We start from the raw sequence: 17,995 nt of genomic DNA on the forward strand, positions 1-17,995 counted from the left end.
GGCTTCGGGTCAAATTCGCGGCTAGCCTTGATTTTCGCACTGCAGCACGATTCAAAGCCTCGGTTTGGCATTACAACGTACGGTATCGGATAATGCCCTTCTCTACCGATACACGCAATGCCCATGTCATACAATTTCTTGTAGACAAAGTTTTCAGAAGGGCCATTTTGTTTCCAACATGGAAACGATATGAACGACGTACTCATAGTGAAACGTTGTTTTTTGATCGTGCCGGCTGGAAAGAATCTGTGCCTGAAAATTTTACTGCCATCGCAGCGAAAAGAATGTCGCTGTTATGCCAGGAAAGCTCTTTTTGGTGTCATCTTGGCCACCAACTCTCGATCTTAAGCGCGTTTGCGCAAGAAGAATCAATTTATTTTCAGTAATTGTTGCCTTATTCGCCAAATCCCCCCAATCACGCCTTTCTTTGTTGCAGCACGGGCAGGGCACGCTACAATAGTATTGACGTTGACGTAAACGGCACTTTGCCACCCATTACCCTGCAGCACCCATCCAGCGACCGACCACCCATGCAACCGACACCGCCCGCAGCAATGACGACCTATACCATTACCGAACTGGCGCGGGAATTCGACATCACGGCGCGCGCCATCCGTTTCTATGAAGACCAGGGCTTGCTCAGCCCGAAACGCGAAGGCGCCGGCGGCCGCAGCCGCGTCTATACGCCGCGCGACCGCACCCGCTTGAAACTGACCCTGCGCGGCAAGCGCCTGGGCCTGGCGTTGTCGGAAATCAAGAGCCTGGTCGACATGTACGAGTCGCCGAAGGATACGCGCGCGCAGATGGACCGCTTCCTGGGCGTGCTGGCGCAGCACCGGCAGACGCTGGAGCAGCAGCGCATCGATATCGAAATGGCGCTGGCGGAAATCAGCGCGCATGAAGACGCTTGCGCACGCATGCTGGCGGACTTGAGCCTTGATAAGGCGCAAACAAACTAGGTATCCATACGGCGGCGCTTGCCGCGCAGCGCTTTACGCGTATCGCTTTACGTTTACGTAAACGTCACAACTGAGTATCATAGCTTCACTGACCCGGCATCCATGACCGCCACACTTATAACGACGACGAGGACGACATGCTCCATCTCCCAGGCTTGACCTTTGACCACGGCGACGACATCGCCTCCCTGCGCGAAGCGATCCAACAATTTGCCGCCGCCGAAATCGCGCCGCGCGCGGCCGAAATCGACCGCACGGACCAGTTCCCCATGGACCTGTGGCGCAAGATGGGCGACATGGGCTTGCTCGGCATCACCGTCAGCGAAGAATACGGCGGCGCCGGCATGGGCTACCTGGCGCACATCATCGCCATGGAAGAGATCTCGCGCGCCTCGGCCTCCGTCGGCCTGTCCTATGGCGCCCACTCGAACCTGTGCGTCAACCAGATCAAGCGCAACGGCACGGCCGAGCAAAAAGCCAAATACCTGCCGAAACTGATCACGGGCGAGCACATCGGCGCCCTGGCCATGTCGGAACCGAATGCGGGCTCGGACGTCGTCAGCATGAAGCTGCGCGCCGACTTCAAGGGCGACCGCTGGGTCTTGAACGGCACCAAGATGTGGATCACCAACGGCCCCGACGCGGACGTGCTGGTGGTGTACGCGAAAAACGACCTGGAAGCGGGTCCGCGCGGCATGACGGCGTTCCTGATCGAAAAGAATTTCAAGGGCTTTTCCATCGCGCAAAAACTCGACAAGCTGGGCATGCGCGGCTCGCACACGGGCGAACTGGTATTCCAGGATTGCGAAGTACCGGCCGAAAACGTGCTGGGCGGCCTGGGCAAGGGCGTCAACGTGCTGATGTCGGGCCTCGACTTTGAGCGCACCGTGCTGTCCGGCGGTCCGCTGGGCATCATGCAGGCTTGCATGGACCTGGTCGTGCCTTACGTGCATGACCGCAAGCAATTCGGCCAGCCCATCGGCGAATTCCAATTGATGCAGGGCAAACTGGCCGATATGTATTCGACCATGATGGCGTGCAAGGCCTATGTGTATGCCGTGGGCCAGGCTTGCGACCGCGCCACCACGCCGGAAGCCGTGCGCCAGTTGCGCAAGGATGCGGCCGGCGCCATTCTGTATAGTGCGGAGAAGGCAACGTGGATGGCAGGCGAAGCGATCCAGGCCCTGGGCGGCAACGGCTACATCAATGAGTATCCGGCCGGCCGCTTGTGGCGCGATGCCAAGCTGTATGAAATCGGCGCCGGGACCAGCGAAATCCGCCGCATGCTGATAGGCCGCGAACTGTTTGCGGAAACCAAGTAAGTACGGGCGCGCGATTATCGACTGGGTGATGAGCTATTCATGCGAGCACAGATATGACGCACATTGCCTTCCCCAAATTGCTCTCTTCCCAGATTGCATTCGATATCGCGCGCACCATCCGCGACGGCTTCGACAAGCATTACCGTTTGTTCCGCGAAACCAGCCAGCACGCCAAGCAGTATTTCGAGCAGGGCGCCTGGGCCGCGGCGCAGACGGCGGCCCGCGAACGCATCGACTTTTATGACAAGCGCGTGCAGGAATGCGTGCAGATGCTCGAAGACGAGTACGAAGAGTCGGAGTTGAGCGATGAAGTGTGGCGCGAACTCAAGCTGCACTACATCGGCATGTTGACGGAACACAAGCAGCCGGAACTGGCGGAAACCTTCTTCAATTCCGTCTGCTGCAACATCCTGCACCGCACGTATTTCAATAACGACTATATTTTCGTGCGGCCCGTCGTGTCCACGGAATACATCGAAACGCAAGACCCGGCCCCCACCTACCGCGTGTATTACCCCGGCCAGGATGGCTTGCGCCACACCCTGACGCGCATGGTGACAGACTTCCAGTTGGGCTGCGCATTTGCCAACCTGGAGCGTGACGTGGCCCAGGTGGAAGCGCGGTTGCAGCAATTGTTTGGCGGCGACCGGCTGGAGCCGAACCACCAGATCCAAGTCTTGACCAGTTTGTTCTACCGCAACAAGGGCGCCTACCTGGTCGGCAAGGGCATCAATGGCAACCGCGAATACCCGTTTGTCGTGCCGATCCTGCACAACCGTCACGGCAAGCTGGTGCTTGACACGGTGCTGTTCGAGCACCAGCAGATCGCCGTCCTGTTTTCGTTTACGCGTGCCTATTTCCTGGTCGATATGGAAGTGCCATCGGCCTATGTGCAATTCCTGCGCAGCTTGCTGCCGCGCAAGCCGCGCAGCGAAATCTATACGATACTGGGCCTGCAAAAACAGGGCAAGACGCTGTTTTACCGCGACTACCTGCAGCATTTGAAACACTCGTCGGACCACTTTGAAAGCGCGCCCGGCATCCGCGGCCTGGTGATGCTGGTGTTTGCCCTGCCGTCGTTTCCGTATGTCTTCAAGGTCATCAAGGATTTCTTCCCGCCGCCCAAGGAAACGACGCGCGCGCAAGTCCAGCAAAAGTATTTGCTGGTGAAACACCACGACAGGGTGGGCCGCATGGCCGACACGCTCGAGTATTCCAACGTGGCCTTTCCCCGCGCCCGTTTTGCCGAGGAATTGCTAGCCGAGCTGAAACAATTCGCCCCCTCGCTGATCGAAGAAGACCACGAGCAGATCATCATCCGCCACCTGTACATCGAGCGGCGCATGGTGCCGCTGAACATGTGGCTGAGCAATGCCGAGAAGGAAGGCCGCGATGACCTGGTCGAACACGCCATCGTCGAGTACGGCAACGCCATCAAGGAGTTGGTGGCGGCAAATATTTTCCCAGGCGACATGCTGTATAAAAACTTTGGCGTGACCCGTCATCAGCGTGTCGTTTTTTACGATTACGATGAAATCGAGTACATCACCGATTGCAAGTTCCGCGTCATCCCCGAAGCGCGCACGGAGGAGGAAGAAATGTCGGCCGAACCGTGGTATCCCATCGGCAAGAATGATGTGTTTCCCGAACAATTCGGCACCTTCCTGCTGGGCAATCCCCGCATCCGCACCTATTTCATGCAGCACCATGCCGACCTGCTGACGGCGCAATATTGGCAGGCGCGCAAGCAGCGCATCGAAGACGGCCATATCGAGGACGTCTTCCCTTATCCGCAGCACCTGCGTTTCTGTATGCAGTCACCATCCCCACCCTTAACCGGAGATCCAACATGAATGATCCAGTCGTAATCGTCGGTGCCGCGCGCACCCCCATGGGCGCCTTCCAGGGCGACTTTGCCAACGTCACGGCCAGCGACCTGGGCGCCGTGGCCATCCGCGCCGCCGTCGAACGGGCCGGCGTGGCCCCCGATGCCGTTGAACACGTGTATTTCGGCAATTGCCTGATGGCTGGCCAGGGCCAGGCGCCCGCTCGCCAGGCCTTGCGCAAGGCCGGCTTGCCCGATTCCACGGGCGCCGTGACCCTGTCGAAAATGTGCGGCTCGGCCATGCAGACGACCATGTTCGCGCACGACACCTTGCTCGCCGGCAGCGCCGACGTGGTGGTGGCGGGCGGCATGGAATCGATGACCAACGCCCCCTACCTGGTGCCGAAGGCGCGCGGCGGCTACCGCATCGGCCACGGCATGATCTATGACCACATGATGATGGATGGCCTGGAAGACGCCTACAGCCGCGATGAAAAGGGCAATGCGCGCTCGATGGGCACGTTTGCAGAAGAGTGCGCCAGCCAGTACCAGTTCACGCGCGAAGCGCAGGATGCGTTTGCCATCGAATCCGTCAAACGCGCGCAAGCGGCCACCAAGGATGGCAGTTTCGAGTGGGAAATCGTGCCCGTGACCGTGTCCGGCCGTGGCGGCGACACCATCGTCAGCATCGATGAAGGCCCGCAAAAAGCCCGCCTGGAAAAAATCCCGACCTTGAAGGCGGCCTTCAAGAAAGATGGCACCATCACGGCCGCCTCGTCTTCGTCGATCAACGATGGCGCGGCCGCCCTGGTGCTGATGCGCGAATCGACGGCGAAAAAACTCGGCTGCACCGTCATCGCGAAAATCCACGGCCACGCCACGCATGCGCAGGCGCCGAACGAATTCACCACGGCCCCCATCGGCGCGGTGAAAAAGCTGTACGCCAAAACGGGCTGGAGCAGCAGCAATGTCGACTTGTTCGAGATCAATGAAGCGTTCGCGGCCGTACCGATGGCCGCCATGCACGACCTCGACATTCCGCACAGCAAGATCAACATCCACGGCGGCGCGTGCGCGCTGGGCCACCCGATCGGCGCCTCGGGCGCGCGCATCATCGTCACCCTGCTGGGCGCCTTGAAAAAAACCGGCGGCAAACGCGGCGTGGCAGCCCTGTGCATCGGCGGCGGCGAAGCGACGGCGATGGCGATCGAACTGGTATAAGCTCTTCCTGAGCACGGGCGCGCACCGCAGTTCACGGTGCGCGCCCTTTCATTTTATTTTCAGGGAGGAAACATATGCCTACCGCATTGATCATCGGCGCCTCGCGCGGCATCGGCCACGAGCTCGTCCGTCAATACCGTCACGATGGCTGGCGTGTCATCGCCACGGCCCGCACACCGGACGCTTGCGACGCCCTCGCGCAACTGGGCGCGGAAGCGCACCAGCTCGACGTGACGGACGTGGAAGGCTGTGCCGGCCTGGGCTGGAAGCTCGACGATGAAAAGCTCGACGTGGCCATCCTCAACGCGGGCGTGTACGGCCCCCGCCACGACGGTTTCCCCGCGCAAGCCGATTTCGACCTCGTCATGCACACGAACGTGCTGGCGGCCATGCGGCTGCTGCCGATCCTCGCGCCGCTGGTGGCCAACGCGAAAGGCAAGCTGGCCGTGCTGTCCTCGCACATGGGTTCCCTGAGCGAGCGGGGCAATCCCAGCGGTTCGCTGTACCGCGCCAGCAAGGCGGCCCTGAATTCCGTGCTGATCGACACAGCCCTCGTGCATGGCCCGCAAGGCGTCAGCTGCGTGGCTTTCCACCCGGGCTGGGTACGCACGGACATGGGCGGCGCCGGCGCCGATATTTCACCCGAGCAAAGCGCTGCCGGCATCCGCGCCACCCTGGCCAGCCTGCCGGCCACGGACAAGGCCGTGTTCCGCAACTACGATGGCAAGCCCATCGGCTGGTAATTCCCGCATCCACTATAAAAAAATACGAGACGACGTCCCATGATACTCAATGAAGAACAGACCATGATCCAGGAAGCGCTGCGCAGTTTTTCGCGCGAGCGCCTGGCGCCCAACGCGGCCCGCTGGGACAAGGAACATCATTTCCCGAAAGAAGAATTGCAGGAACTGGCCGCGCTGGGCGCCTTTGGCGTGGCCGTGCCGGAAGCGCTCGGTGGCGCCGGCCTCGACTACGTGTCGCTGGCCCTGGTGCTGGAAGAAATCGCCGCCGGCGATGGCGGCACGTCGACCATCATTTCAGTAAATAATTGCCCCGTGTGCAGCATCGCCATGATGTACGCCAACGATGCGCAAAAGGAACAATGGCTGCGTCCACTGGCGCAAGGCGCCATGCTGGGGGCATTTTGCCTGACGGAACCGCACACGGGCAGCGACGCCTCGGCCCTGCGCACGACGGCCACGCTTGACGGCAATGAATACGTCATCAACGGCACCAAGCAATTCATTACCAGCGGAAAATATGCGGACGTGGCCATCGTCATGGCCGTCACCGACAAGGCGGCCGGCAAGCGCGGCATCAGCGCCTTCTGGGTGCCGACGAACACGCCCGGCTACATCGTGGCGGGACTGGAGCAAAAGATGGGCCAGCATTCGTCGGACACGGCGCAGATCCTGTTCGACAACTGCCGCATCCCGGCGGAAAATCTGATCGGCGAAGAGGGACAAGGCTACAAGATCGCGCTGTCCGGCCTGGAAGGCGGACGCATCGGCATCGCTTCGCAAGCCGTGGGCATGGCGCGCGCCGCGTATGAAGCGGCCCTGAGCTATGCGCGCGAGCGCGAGAGTTTCGGCAAGCCCATCTATGAGCACCAGGCTGTGCAATTCCGCCTGGCCGACATGGCCACGCAGATTGAAGCGGCGCGCCAGCTGATCCGCCACGCGGCGGCCATGAAGGATGCGGGCCTGCCGTGCCTGAAGGAAGCGGCCATGGCCAAGCTGTTTGCGTCGGAAATGGCGGAAAAAGTGTGCTCGGACGCCATCCAGGTGCACGGCGGCTACGGCTATGTGTCCGACTTCCCCGTCGAACGCATCTACCGCGACGTGCGCGTGTGCCAGATTTATGAGGGCACCAGCGATATCCAGAAGATACTCATCGCCAGAGCCTTATAAAAGCAGTAGAAGTCTCGGCGCCTTGAGCAACCGTAGCGAGCAAGCTCGATATCGGCTTGAGTAACGCAGCCGTACTTAAGTACGGCGAGTAACGCCGAGTCGAGAGCGGGCGGCGCAGTAGGTTGCTCAACGCGCCAGCCACAGACGAAAAAAAAGCCCGCTAGCGCGGGCTTCGTTCCAATGTATTACCAATGCTTTAATCGTGTCATGGACGCCAGTGCTATCTGCAAAGTGCCTCCTGATTTTCGGACTCCCATGCTATCTGCATGGTGACTCCAAGTGTAAATCGACCAACGTATCCGGAATTACAAAATCCATTTCTTCGCACTGTCACGCCATCGACATTACACCTGTCGGTCGCCGCGCTGAAACTGGATGGCGAGATAATTTGTTGCCAAATCTCAATCACTGAACGGAGTATAACACAGCTTTTTGTGCAGTGCAATAATGAATTGAAGCCATACCTTAAATCAGGTCCTTAGCGCCAACGGCTTGTCTTCTTCCCCGCCGCGGGCCACTCTTTCGTATTCGGAAATCACTTGCGCACCCAGCAACAGCAGGGTGGCGCCGATTTCCAGGCTGAACATGACGACGATGGCCGTCGTCATCGAGCCATACACGATGTTGACCTGCGACAAGGTGGAAAAATACCAGACCAGCACGTGGCGCGCGATTTCCCACAAGAGAGCCGCCGTCACGCCGCCGATCAGCGCATGCGTAATCGATAATCTGCCGACCGGCATGACCAGGTAAATCGAGCTGAGCACCAGGATTTCACCCGCCAGCCCCAGCAGATACAGGAGCACACCGGACACCCCTTCCAGGCCCCAGTCATGGCGCAGGAAGCGCACGCTTTCCTCGCCCATCACCTGCAAGCCGCCCGCCACCAGGGTGATCAGCAAGATGCCCACGCCCAGGCACAGGATGTAGCAGTACGGCAGCACGGCGGAAATAAGGAAATGGCGGCGGCGGATGGCCACGCGGTGAATGAAAATCACGCTCATGGCGTTTTCCAGCACGGTAAACGCCAGCGAGCTGAAAAACAGCATGGTCAGCAGCAAGAGCCAGCCGATCACGCCCCGGTTGTCGAGAAAATGCGCAATCTCTCCCACGATGGCTTTCGATTGCCCCGGCACCAGCCATTCCAGGTAATGGCCTATGGTTTGCAGCAATTCGTCCTGCGCGATCACGTGCGACAGGGCCACCACCACCAGCATCAGCAGGGGCACGATGGAGAGCAGCGAGTAATACGCGACGGCGCCCGCCAGCAGCAGGCCCTGGTTGGCGCGGAAACCCTTCAGCACCTGCAGCGTGAAGGCCAGCGGGTGGCTGAGGATGTAGGTACTGGCGTGGCGGTTGATCATGTTGGGTGCGGTGAAGAAGGCGGCGCGGCCTCGTGCCGCGCCTGCAATCACACTAGCATACTGACAATCGCCCCGCTGCACCGTACGCTAGCAGACGGCCGGCTCCAACAAGGTCAGGGTTTGCCGATCCGCATCCAGGGTCGCCAATATGCCCATCGGTATCGTGAACTGGTGGCGGATGTGGCCAAACGAGTAGCCGCTGACAGCCGGCACGCGTAAAGGCTGCAAATGCTGGTCCAGGGTGGCATCGAGGGTCAGCGCGGTGTCGCCCTCGGCCGCCTCGCAATGCTCGAAGATGCCCAGCATCAAGGCCGCAGCCTTGTTGAACCCCACGGACAGGTCGAGCTGGCACAGCATCCTGTCGATGCGGTAGGGCACTTCATTGATTTCTTCGAGGAACAAAATATGCTTGCGGAAATCGGCCGCATACGGCGTGCCCGCCAGCGCGCTGACCATGCACAGGTTGCCCCCCGTCAAGCGACCTGTCGCCTGGCCGCCGTGCACGGTGCGGATGGCGAAGTTGGCGTGCGTCTGCGCGCGGCGGTGATTGTCCAGCGCCATCGGGATCGTATAGCTGTCTTGCGGCGTCATCAGCACGTTTTGCAGCTGCGTCACCGTGTAATCGGAAAACGTGGACGAGGCCACGGGGCCGTGGAACGTCACCAGGCCCGTCTGGCGGCCGATGGCCAGGTGCAGGGCCGTGATGTCGGAATAGCCGATCAGCACTTTCGGATTCGCGCGGATCAAGGCATAGTCGAGCAGCGCCAGCAGCGAAATGCAGCCGGAGCCGCCGCGGATGGCCCACACGGCCTTGACTTCCGGATCGCGAAACGCCGCGTGCAGGTCGTCCAGGCGCTGCTGCACCGTGCCCGCATAGTTGCCGTGCACGGCGCGAATATTCGCGCCCAGGCTGGCGCGCAGCCCCAGCGATTCGACATTGCGTACGGCCTTGCCGATGGCGTCCTCATCCGTAAAACCGCCCGGTGCGATGATGGCGACCAGATCGCCGTTGCGCAGGCGCGCCGGTTTGATCAATGCGTGTTGCTGTTGCATGCGTTTGCCCTTCCCTTGCGCGGCCGCCGCCCACGCCGGTGTGCCTGCCGCCCCCAAGGTGGCGGCCAGCAAGCCGCCGAAGCGGCGCCGGCTGAGATTGGTCTGACTGGACATGCGGCCCTTTCCTGGAATAAAAAACGGCGACGCCAGGCGCCGCCGCACGAGATTAGCATGCCAGCGGGATCACCGCCGGCATGGCCGCCTTACATGAACTTGTACTTCAGCTGGAACGACAGCGAACGGCCACGCGGGTCGGCCACGCGCGGGTCCCAGCCGGCGCCCACCACTTCATCCACGTTGTGCGCGGTGAACGGCGGATCGCGGTCGAACAGGTTCTGGATACCCACGGTAATCGTCGTATTTTTGAAGCCCGTGTACGTGCCCGACAAGTTATACGTGGTGTAGCTGGACACATCCGGCTTGAAGCCTGGCGGCGGCGTACCCTTGCCGCCATTCGGTACCTGGTCCTTGTAGCCCGACGAAAAGCTCTGGATCAGCAAGCCGCTCCAGTCGCCGCGCGACACGCCGAAGCTGGCGTTGTGTTTCCAGCGCAGGTACAGGTCGCGCGTATAAAACTTGCCGACCAGTTCCTGGTATTCCTGGCCTTGATATTCCGCGAACTTGAAGCTGTCCATATACGTGCCGTCCAGGGTCGCCGTCCATTTCGCGTCCTGGATCTTGCCCTCGCCGCGCAAGCCCACGTCGAGGCCGCGCACGCGGCTGCCTGCCGCATTGATCCAGCCCGCCTGCACGTACTCGATGGTGCCGTCCGGATTGCGGTGGATGTACTGGTTCAGTGCCTGGTAGTTGGTCAGCACGATTTGCGGCGTGCGGTTCAGGATGCGATCCTTGGTATTGATGGCCCAGTAGTCGAACGAGGCCGAATATCCCTTGAATGGCTCGATGACAAAACCGACGCTGCCCTGCTTCGACGTTTCCGGCTTCAGGTTCGTGTTGCCACCCGTCTTGTAGTCGAGGCGGTCGATGGCGCAGTACTCGGGCACGCCCGGATGCTTGGCGCAGCCTTCCTGGTCGATCACGCCGTTCGGCAATTCCTGGCTCAGCGAACCGGAGTACAGCTGCTGGAAGCTTGGCGCGAGGAAACCCTTGCTGGCCGAACCACGGAACAGCAGGAAATCGGTTGGCTGGTAACGGAAAGCCACTTTCGGATTTGTCGTCGCGCCCACCAGGCTGTAATCATCGCGGCGGATGGCCAGCTGCATTTCCAGGTCCTTCGTGACCGGCACCAGCAATTCGGCATACACGGCCTTGACGGTACGGCTGGCATCTTTCAATGCGGCATTGCCTGGCGCCAGCAGGATCTGGATGGCGTCGACATCTTGCCCGAAGCTGTAACCTTCGCGGCGCAAGTCAAAACCGGCTGCCATGGCCAGCGCACCGGCCGGCAGCTGGAACAGCTCGCCCGAGACGGAACCGTCGATCTGCGTCAGGGTCGTCTTGCCATGTTGGAAGTCGCCACGGAACTTGGTCGATTCGATCAATTGCTTGGCCGCTTCCGTCTGGCTCTGGCCGGCGCCCACCCATGGATTGATGATGCCGCTGGCCAATGCCGCGTACAGCTTGTCCGTATAGGAATAGCCATCCGTCAGCTTGGTCTTGGTACTGCTTTCGGCGCGCGAAATGCCGGCCTTGTAATCCCACTTGCCAAAGTTCCCCTCAAAGCCCACCAGCACGCGGGCATTGTCGGTGGTGTTTTCCTGCGTGCGGTTGCCCACGTCATTGGCGCGCCATTTGTAGGAAATCGGCTTGGTCTTGTCGAACGAGGGGATGTAGGCCGACAGGTCCTGGTAGTACGCGCCACCGACCGGATACAGATTCTTGTTGGCGACAGTCGCCTGCACCTGCATCGGCGTCAAGATGGCCGTGGCCTTGGTGCGCGAACCGAGCACCTCGACGAACATGCGGTGGTCGGGCGCCAGCTGGAACGTACCGCGCGACAACAGATTGGCCCGTTCGACGGGGAATTGCAGCACATAGTCGGCGCCATAGTCGTAGGCGCAGGAATATTTGGTGCGCAGCGGCGAGGTCACGTCTTTCCACAGCTCCGTCTGGTACTGCGACATGCCGGCGATGCTGTCGCACTTGCCCTGGAAGCTCAGCGGATTGGCTTGCAGGTATTTATTCGCATCGCCGGGCAGCTGGAACGAGGCGCCCAGCGCCGTGCCGGCACCCGCCATCTGGTTGGCGAACGGCGTGCCCGTGGTGTCGGGCGACAAGCCGCGGCCCGGCTGGTAGCCGTTGACGAAGGAGCGGTCGCTGCCATTCAGGCGCTGCGCCTTGTCGACGGTCAGGCTGGCCATGATGTTATAGCGATCGCTTTCCAGCGAGCCCGTGCCGGCCAGCAGCGAGGCGCGGCGCGTGGCGCCGCCGCCTGCCTGCGTGTCGTTGGTGGAGACGGACGCTTCCACGCCGCTGTAATTGGTTTTCAGAATGAAATTGATCACGCCGCCGATGGCGTCCGTGCCGTAGATGGCCGAGGCACCATCCTTGAGAATTTCCACGCGCGAAATCGCGCCCAGCGGTATCGAGTTCAGGTCGACCGACTTGCCGCTGGCGCCATGCGTGGCGATGCGGCGGCCGTTCAACAGCACCAGGGTGCTCGATGGACCGAGGCCGCGCAGCGAGGCGAACGAGGCGCCGCCGCTGACCCTGTCGGCATCCGCGCCAAACACGTTATTGCCCGAAGTCATGTTATCGGCGCCCGTGCCATTCGCCGACAGGGTACGCACCAGTTGCTCGGTCGTCGTGATGCCCTGCTTTTCGATCTGTTCAAACGAAATGACTTGCACCGGCAACGCGCCTTCCTTGGCGACGCGTTTGATGCTGCTGCCCGTGACTTCGACCCGTTGCATTGCTGGCGCCGCCGCTTCCTGTGCCATCACCGGCCCCACCACCCCCATCAATGCCACCAATTGCGCTAGCTTCTTCAATTTCACGGGTCTCTCCTTTATTTGGGCAATCGAAACTTGAGTTCTCAAGTCAGGCTGTTTTTTCACGTCGCAACTGTCTGTCTCGCAGTACATTTTTTTATGACATTTGCGCATGACTTTATTTGTTTTCATTTTCAGAGTAGCGCGATGCATCCGGGCCCAGCCAATGAAAAATGCTTTCCTAACCATAACTTTTTGGAATGAATGCCCTTTTCAGTGACATGGTCACTTGCCTGCGGGGCTAGCCCTGCTTTTATCCACGTCCAGATAGCGCCAGGACGTGAATTCCACGGGGTGGCGCCTGTAGTTTTTTAGCCACGGTTGTTGCAGGTCGGCAGAGATGGGATGCGTCAGCAATACCCACGGCGTGTAGGCGTGGATCAGCTGAAACAGGTCGAAGTACAGACTGCGTCGGCGCGGCGTATCGGATAGCAGGCGCGCCTCCTCATAGCGTTTATTGTAATCGGGCAAATTGAAGCGGGCATAGTTGGCGCGGCCAACGTTGCCGCCATACAACAATTGCATAAAGTTATCGCCATCGGGGAAGTCGGCGATCCAGTTGGTTTCGAACATCTGCACCTTGCCAAGGCGCGACGCCTTGATGATTTCCGTCTTCTTGTCGCTCTTGAACTCCACGCGCACGCCGATGGCGTTCAGGTTGCGGCGCCACAATTCATCGCGCAAGCGTCCCACCGTGCTCGGTTCCGTGTGCATGGTGAGCAGCAAGGGTATGCCGTCCGGCCGGGTGCGGAAACCATCGGGACCTGCCTTGTAGCCGAAGCGGTCCAGCAGGGCGCGCGCCAGCACGGGATCGTAGCCGACGGGGCTGCGGTAGTGCTTGTCGTAACCGAGCACATTTGGCGGCAGCGGCGACTGGGCTGGCAAGGCCAGGCCTTTTTTGAGCAAGGCGATATCTTCGCGGCTGTTGTAGCTGAGGGCGATGGCGCGCCGCAGGGCCAGCTTGTCCTTGCTGGTGCCGCCCAGTACGGGATCGTCCATATTCATCCACATGTAATACGTCTGCAGCACGGGAAAGCGCGTCAGCTGCAGACCCTTGGCAAGCAATGCCGGTTTCAGCGCGCCATTTTCCAGCACCATGTCCGTCATCGACTCCGGCACTTGTTCCAGGTAGTCGAATTCGCCTTTCAGGAAACCCAGCATGCGCGATTGATATTCCTCGACGATGCGCACCTCGATGCGCTCGACCAGCGGTAATTGCTTGCCTTCCAGCGCGGTGGCAATGGTACGCGCCTCCAGCGGCAAGGCGGCCAGCGCCTTGGCCTGCGTATGGAACACGGTGGCACGGAAAGTCGGGTTGGCTTGCAGCACAATCTTGTCGCTGCGTTTCCATTCCTTCACCAGGAACGGCCCCGTGCCGACGGGGTGATTACCGATCTGCCCTGCCGCCGGGTACGCTTCAGCCACTTCGCGCGCCACCACCGCTGTCGCCGGCATCGCCAGGTAAAACAGGAAGTTCGGATCGACGCCGTTCAGGCGGATGCGCAGGGTGTATTTGTCCAGCGCCTGCAGGCCGGCGATCGGCGTGTCATAGCTGAATTTTGTTTTCAGGGCCGCATCGCCCACCAGCTTGTCTTCCAGCAAGAACAACCACGGCGACTTCAGGCTGGGGTCATACAGCCGCGTCAAGCTGTACACATAATCCTGCGCCGTCACTTCGCGCGGCTGGCCCTTGAAAGCGGGATCGGGTGTAAAGAAAATGCCGGGCTGCAAGTGAAAGATATACGTGCGTCCGCCATCTTCCACGCTCGGCAAGCCGCGCGCCGTGTTGCCCTGCAGCTGCACCGGGCGCGCCAGGTAATCGTAGCGCAAGAGCGGGTCGAAAATGTTTTCCATCAAGTTCAGGCTGGCCAGGTCCGATGCCACGGCCGGGTCCAGGCCCGTCTCGCTGGTGCTCAAAAACAAGTGCAGGGTCTTGCCGGCGCGGGTGGCATCGGCGGTGGCATGGGCCGGCACAGTCAAAAGCGTCAACAGGGCCAGGCCGGCGGCGCAGGCGGTTTTGCGTAAAAACATCATCAGTGATCCAGTGCAGACAAAGGTAAGGAACAGCGCTAAGCGACAGGCATCCCCCACACTACGCGGGCAAGCGACGGGGCGCCAATGAAAACAGGCTGCCAGCTTATAACTTTTTGGCATGCGATTGCTGCATTCTTTCATCAACTCGTATCGGGCTACCCCTATACTTTGTTTGCAGACATTTTTCACTCCCGACACACAGAACTGATCGCATATGGCACTTAATTACATCTGGTCCGGCTTTTTCCTCGTTGGCTTCCTGGCCGCAGTGCTGCAGTGGCTGTTTCTCGGCGATACCGATATCTTCAAGCGCATCATCGATGGCACCTTCGAGACAGCACGCATGGGCGTGATGGATATTGCTCTGCCGCTGGCCGGCGTGATGACCTTATGGCTCGGCATCATGAACATCGGCGAAAAGGCGGGCATCGTCGGCTGGCTGGCGAAAGTGATTGCCCCCTTCTTTTCGCGCATCTTCCCGGAAATTCCGAAAGACCACCCGGCCACAGGCCACATGGTGATGAATTTCTCGGCCAACCTGCTGGGCCTGGACAATGCAGCCACGCCGTTCGGCTTGAAAGCCATGGAAAGCCTGCAAACCTTGAACCCGAACAAGGAAGAGGCGACGAATGCGCAAATCATGTTTTTGGTACTGCACACCTCGGGCCTGACCCTGATTCCGCTGGCCATCATGGCGCAGCGCTCCATCCTCGGCGCGGCAGACCCGTCCGACATCTTTATCCCCTGCATGATCGCCACCTATGTGGCCACCATGGTCGGCATCATCACGGTCTCCATCAAGCAACGCATCAACTTGCTCAACCGGGTCGTGCTGGGCTGGATGGGCGGCATGACGAGCGCCATCGTCGCCATGATCTGGTACTTTACGCAATACCTGACGAAACAGGAAATCGAGCTGGTGTCCAAAGTGGTCAGCAACCTGGTATTGATCAGCGTGATTGCCATATTTATTATTGGCGCGCTGCGCAAGAAGGTGAACGTGTACGACGCCTTCATCGAAGGAGCAAAAGGCGGCATCCAGACCTCGATCACCGTGATTCCCTACCTGGTCGGCATGCTGGTAGCCATCAGCGTGATCCGCAATGCGGGCGTGTTCAATTTCCTGATGAGCGGCATGAACTGGTTCTTCGCCAACCTGGGTATCAATACGGACTTCGTGCCCGCCCTGCCGACCGCCATGATGAAGCCGCTCAGCGGCTCCGGCTCGAAGGCCATGATGATCGATGCCATGAATACCTACGGTGTCGACTCATTCGTCGGCCGCCTGGCCTGCGTCTTCCAGGGCTCGGCCGACACCACCTTCTATATCGTGGCCCTGTATTTCGGTTCCGTCGGCATCCGCAAGACGCGCTATGCCATCACGGCCGGCCTGATCGCGGATCTGGCTGGCGTGATTACCGCCGTCTTCGTTGCCTACGTCTTTTTCCACTAAGGAGCACCATGTTACGTCCTGTTCTGATGGCTGCGCTGTTGGCGGGTCTGGGCCTGTCGACCGCCCACGCGCAATTGCCCGAATCCGTCAGCCTGCTGCTGCGCAGCGCAAATATTCCGGAAGACGCCATGGGCGCCATCGTCTTGCGCGGCAACGCCACCGTGCTGTCACATGGGGCCGAGCGCAGCATGCAGCCCGCGTCCACCATGAAGCTGGTGACGACGGCCGTGGGCCTGGAGCAGCTGGGCCCCATCTTTCGCGGCCGCACGGAGTTGCGCACCAGCGCCGATGTCATCAATGGCGTGCTGAAGGGCGACTTGATCCTGCGCGGCGGCGCCGACACGGATTTCAATGCGGACGTACTCGCACACATGCTGCAAACCCTGCGTAACCAGGGCATCGTCAAAATCAAGGGTGATTTGATCCTCGACCGCCAGCTGTTCCAGCCGGCCCGGCCCGATATCGGCGCAGCACCTTTCGACGAATCCGCCGAATTCCGCTACAACGTCATTCCCGATGCATTATTGCTGAACACCAATCTGCTCGATATCAACATGAACTCGACGGAGCGGCAATTGAGCATCCTGATGCAGCCGCCGCTCGAAAATGTCAGCATCACGAGCGACATGAAACTGGTCAAGGGCAGTTGCGCCAGATGGGAAGACGGCTGGCGCCCGCCCGAATACCGGCGCGATGCGAACGGCAAGCTGCAGGTGATTCTGCACGGCACCTTCCCGCAAAATTGCAGCAAGGCCACCAGCATCAACGTGCTCGACCGCAACGATTATGCGGACCGTTTGTTCCGTGCCACCTGGAAACGCCTGGGCGGCACGATCACGGGCACGGTGCGCGAAGCGCCGGCAACAGGCTTGCCGCCAACGGCCGAACCCGTCGGCACGCGCATGCTGGCCGACCACGTGGCGCGCGCCTTGCCCGAGGTCTTGCGCGATATCAACAAGACCTCCGACAACACCCTGGCCCGTACTTTGTTCCTGAGCCTGGGCAGTTTGCAGAGCGATGGCTGGTTAGGCAGCCGCCCCGTCGCCATGGCGGTGCCGGAAGACACGGCCAGCCGGGCACGGCAAGTCATCCAGGAATGGTTCCAGCGGCACAATATCGATACCCAAGGCATGCTGGTCGACAATGGTTCCGGCTTGTCGCGCACGGGACGCATTGCGCCAGCGCAAATGGCCGGCGTCTTGCAGGCGATGCAGCAAAGTCCGTGGGCGCCCGAGTTCCAGTCCAGCCTGCCCATCGTCGCGCTGGACGGCACCATGCGCAAGCGCCTGTTGAACAGCCCGGCCGCCGCGCGGGCCCGCATCAAGACGGGAACGTTGAAGAATGTCGTCGCCATCGCCGGCTATGTGCCCGACGCCAACAACCAACTGTGCGTGGTGGTCGCCATGATCAATAGCGACCTGGTGGGCAATGGTAATGGCCGCGCAGCGGTCGATGCGCTGATTGAATGGGTCGCCAGGAGCGGCGCCACGCCGGTAGTGGCCGGCCAATAAAACCAAGAAGAAGGCAGCGCGCAGCGCTGCCTTTTTTTTCGCCTGCTGAACCGAACCACCGGGGTCAGACCCTCCACACCGCCAACGCCAGATTCGATGCCAACGCGCGAGGGGGTCTGACCCCAGCCTTCGTTTGGGGTTCGCCATCACAAACCGCCAGACGAAAAAAAACCCGCCAATTGCTTGACGGGTTTTTCTCTACTGCGAATAACAAGCCTGACGATAACCTACTTTCACACTGGTTGCAGCACTATCATCGGCGCAAAGTTGTTTCACGGTCCTGTTCGGGATGGGAAGGGGTGGGACCAACTTGCTATGGTCATCAGGCATAACTTGTACTGGCGTTTGTCTCCTGTGGGACGACAAGGCCATGAATCTGGAAGAAGCAAAGA

The 17,995-nt window shown here is 60.4% G+C and carries 12 protein-coding genes and 1 rRNA gene; 8 read left to right on the forward strand and 5 right to left on the reverse strand.

All coding sequences use genetic code 11. The features are described from left to right. Nucleotides 1-554: 554 nt before the first annotated feature. The 6 genes from U0004_RS00790 to U0004_RS00815 all read left to right on the forward strand — a co-directional run bounded on the left by U0004_RS00790 (nt 555) and on the right by U0004_RS00815 (nt 7,237). Nucleotides 555-959 (forward strand): MerR family transcriptional regulator, encoded by a 405-nt coding sequence (locus U0004_RS00790; protein WP_034780980.1) that lies wholly within the window; start codon nt 555-557, stop codon nt 957-959. Between the two features lie 137 nt (nt 960-1,096). Then, complete coding sequence (locus U0004_RS00795) at nt 1,097-2,281, forward strand: isovaleryl-CoA dehydrogenase (RefSeq protein ID WP_070260712.1); 1,185 nt, start codon at nt 1,097-1,099, stop codon at nt 2,279-2,281. Between the two features lie 53 nt (nt 2,282-2,334). After that, nucleotides 2,335-4,134, forward strand: coding sequence for a bifunctional isocitrate dehydrogenase kinase/phosphatase (aceK, locus tag U0004_RS00800; protein WP_070260714.1), 1,800 nt, complete (start codon nt 2,335-2,337; stop codon nt 4,132-4,134). Next, nucleotides 4,131-5,327, forward strand: a complete 1,197-nt coding sequence (locus tag U0004_RS00805) for an acetyl-CoA C-acyltransferase (RefSeq protein WP_070260716.1) — start codon at nt 4,131-4,133, stop codon at nt 5,325-5,327. The genes aceK and U0004_RS00805 overlap by 4 nt, the downstream gene beginning before the upstream one ends. A gap of 74 nt (nt 5,328-5,401) precedes the next feature. Beyond that, the gene (locus U0004_RS00810; RefSeq protein ID WP_070260718.1) at nt 5,402-6,070 is read left to right on the forward strand and encodes an SDR family oxidoreductase; all 669 of its coding nucleotides are present in this window, start codon (nt 5,402-5,404) and stop codon (nt 6,068-6,070) included. Between the two features lie 39 nt (nt 6,071-6,109). Next, complete coding sequence (locus U0004_RS00815) at nt 6,110-7,237, forward strand: acyl-CoA dehydrogenase family protein (RefSeq protein WP_070260720.1); 1,128 nt, start codon at nt 6,110-6,112, stop codon at nt 7,235-7,237. A 470-nt stretch (nt 7,238-7,707) separates the two neighbouring features. Here U0004_RS00815 and U0004_RS00820 read toward each other — a convergent pair whose 3' ends face one another. The 4 genes from U0004_RS00820 to U0004_RS00835 all read right to left on the reverse strand — a co-directional run bounded on the left by U0004_RS00820 (nt 7,708) and on the right by U0004_RS00835 (nt 14,636). Then, nucleotides 7,708-8,601, reverse strand: coding sequence for a YihY/virulence factor BrkB family protein (locus tag U0004_RS00820; protein WP_034780991.1), 894 nt, complete (start codon nt 8,599-8,601; stop codon nt 7,708-7,710). An 87-nt stretch (nt 8,602-8,688) separates the two neighbouring features. Then, complete coding sequence (locus U0004_RS00825) at nt 8,689-9,768, reverse strand: S66 peptidase family protein (protein ID WP_070260722.1); 1,080 nt, start codon at nt 9,766-9,768, stop codon at nt 8,689-8,691. An 89-nt stretch (nt 9,769-9,857) separates the two neighbouring features. Then, the gene (locus U0004_RS00830; protein ID WP_070260724.1) at nt 9,858-12,611 is read right to left on the reverse strand and encodes a TonB-dependent receptor; all 2,754 of its coding nucleotides are present in this window, start codon (nt 12,609-12,611) and stop codon (nt 9,858-9,860) included. Nucleotides 12,612-12,830: 219 nt separating this feature from the next. Further along, nucleotides 12,831-14,636 carry an ABC transporter substrate-binding protein gene (locus U0004_RS00835; RefSeq protein ID WP_070260730.1) on the reverse strand — a complete coding sequence of 602 codons (1,806 nt, stop codon included), beginning with the start codon at nt 14,634-14,636 and terminating at the stop codon, nt 12,831-12,833. 217 nt (nt 14,637-14,853) lie between these two features. Here U0004_RS00835 and U0004_RS00840 point away from each other — a divergent pair, with 217 nt between their 5' ends. Together U0004_RS00840 and dacB are read left to right on the forward strand one after the other, a co-directional pair. After that, on the forward strand, nt 14,854-16,092 hold the full coding sequence (locus tag U0004_RS00840; RefSeq protein ID WP_034753725.1) for a nucleoside recognition domain-containing protein: 1,239 nt from the start codon (nt 14,854-14,856) through the stop codon (nt 16,090-16,092). An 8-nt stretch (nt 16,093-16,100) separates the two neighbouring features. Then, nucleotides 16,101-17,603 (forward strand): D-alanyl-D-alanine carboxypeptidase/D-alanyl-D-alanine endopeptidase, encoded by a 1,503-nt coding sequence (dacB, locus tag U0004_RS00845; RefSeq protein ID WP_070260726.1) that lies wholly within the window; start codon nt 16,101-16,103, stop codon nt 17,601-17,603. A 214-nt stretch (nt 17,604-17,817) separates the two neighbouring features. Here the strand turns inward: dacB and rrf are convergent. Continuing rightward, nucleotides 17,818-17,930 (reverse strand): 5S ribosomal RNA (rrf, locus tag U0004_RS00850). Nucleotides 17,931-17,995: the final 65 nt, after the last annotated feature.

Source organism: Janthinobacterium lividum (genome assembly GCF_034424625.1).
Taxonomy (GTDB): domain Bacteria; phylum Pseudomonadota; class Gammaproteobacteria; order Burkholderiales; family Burkholderiaceae_D; genus Janthinobacterium; species Janthinobacterium lividum.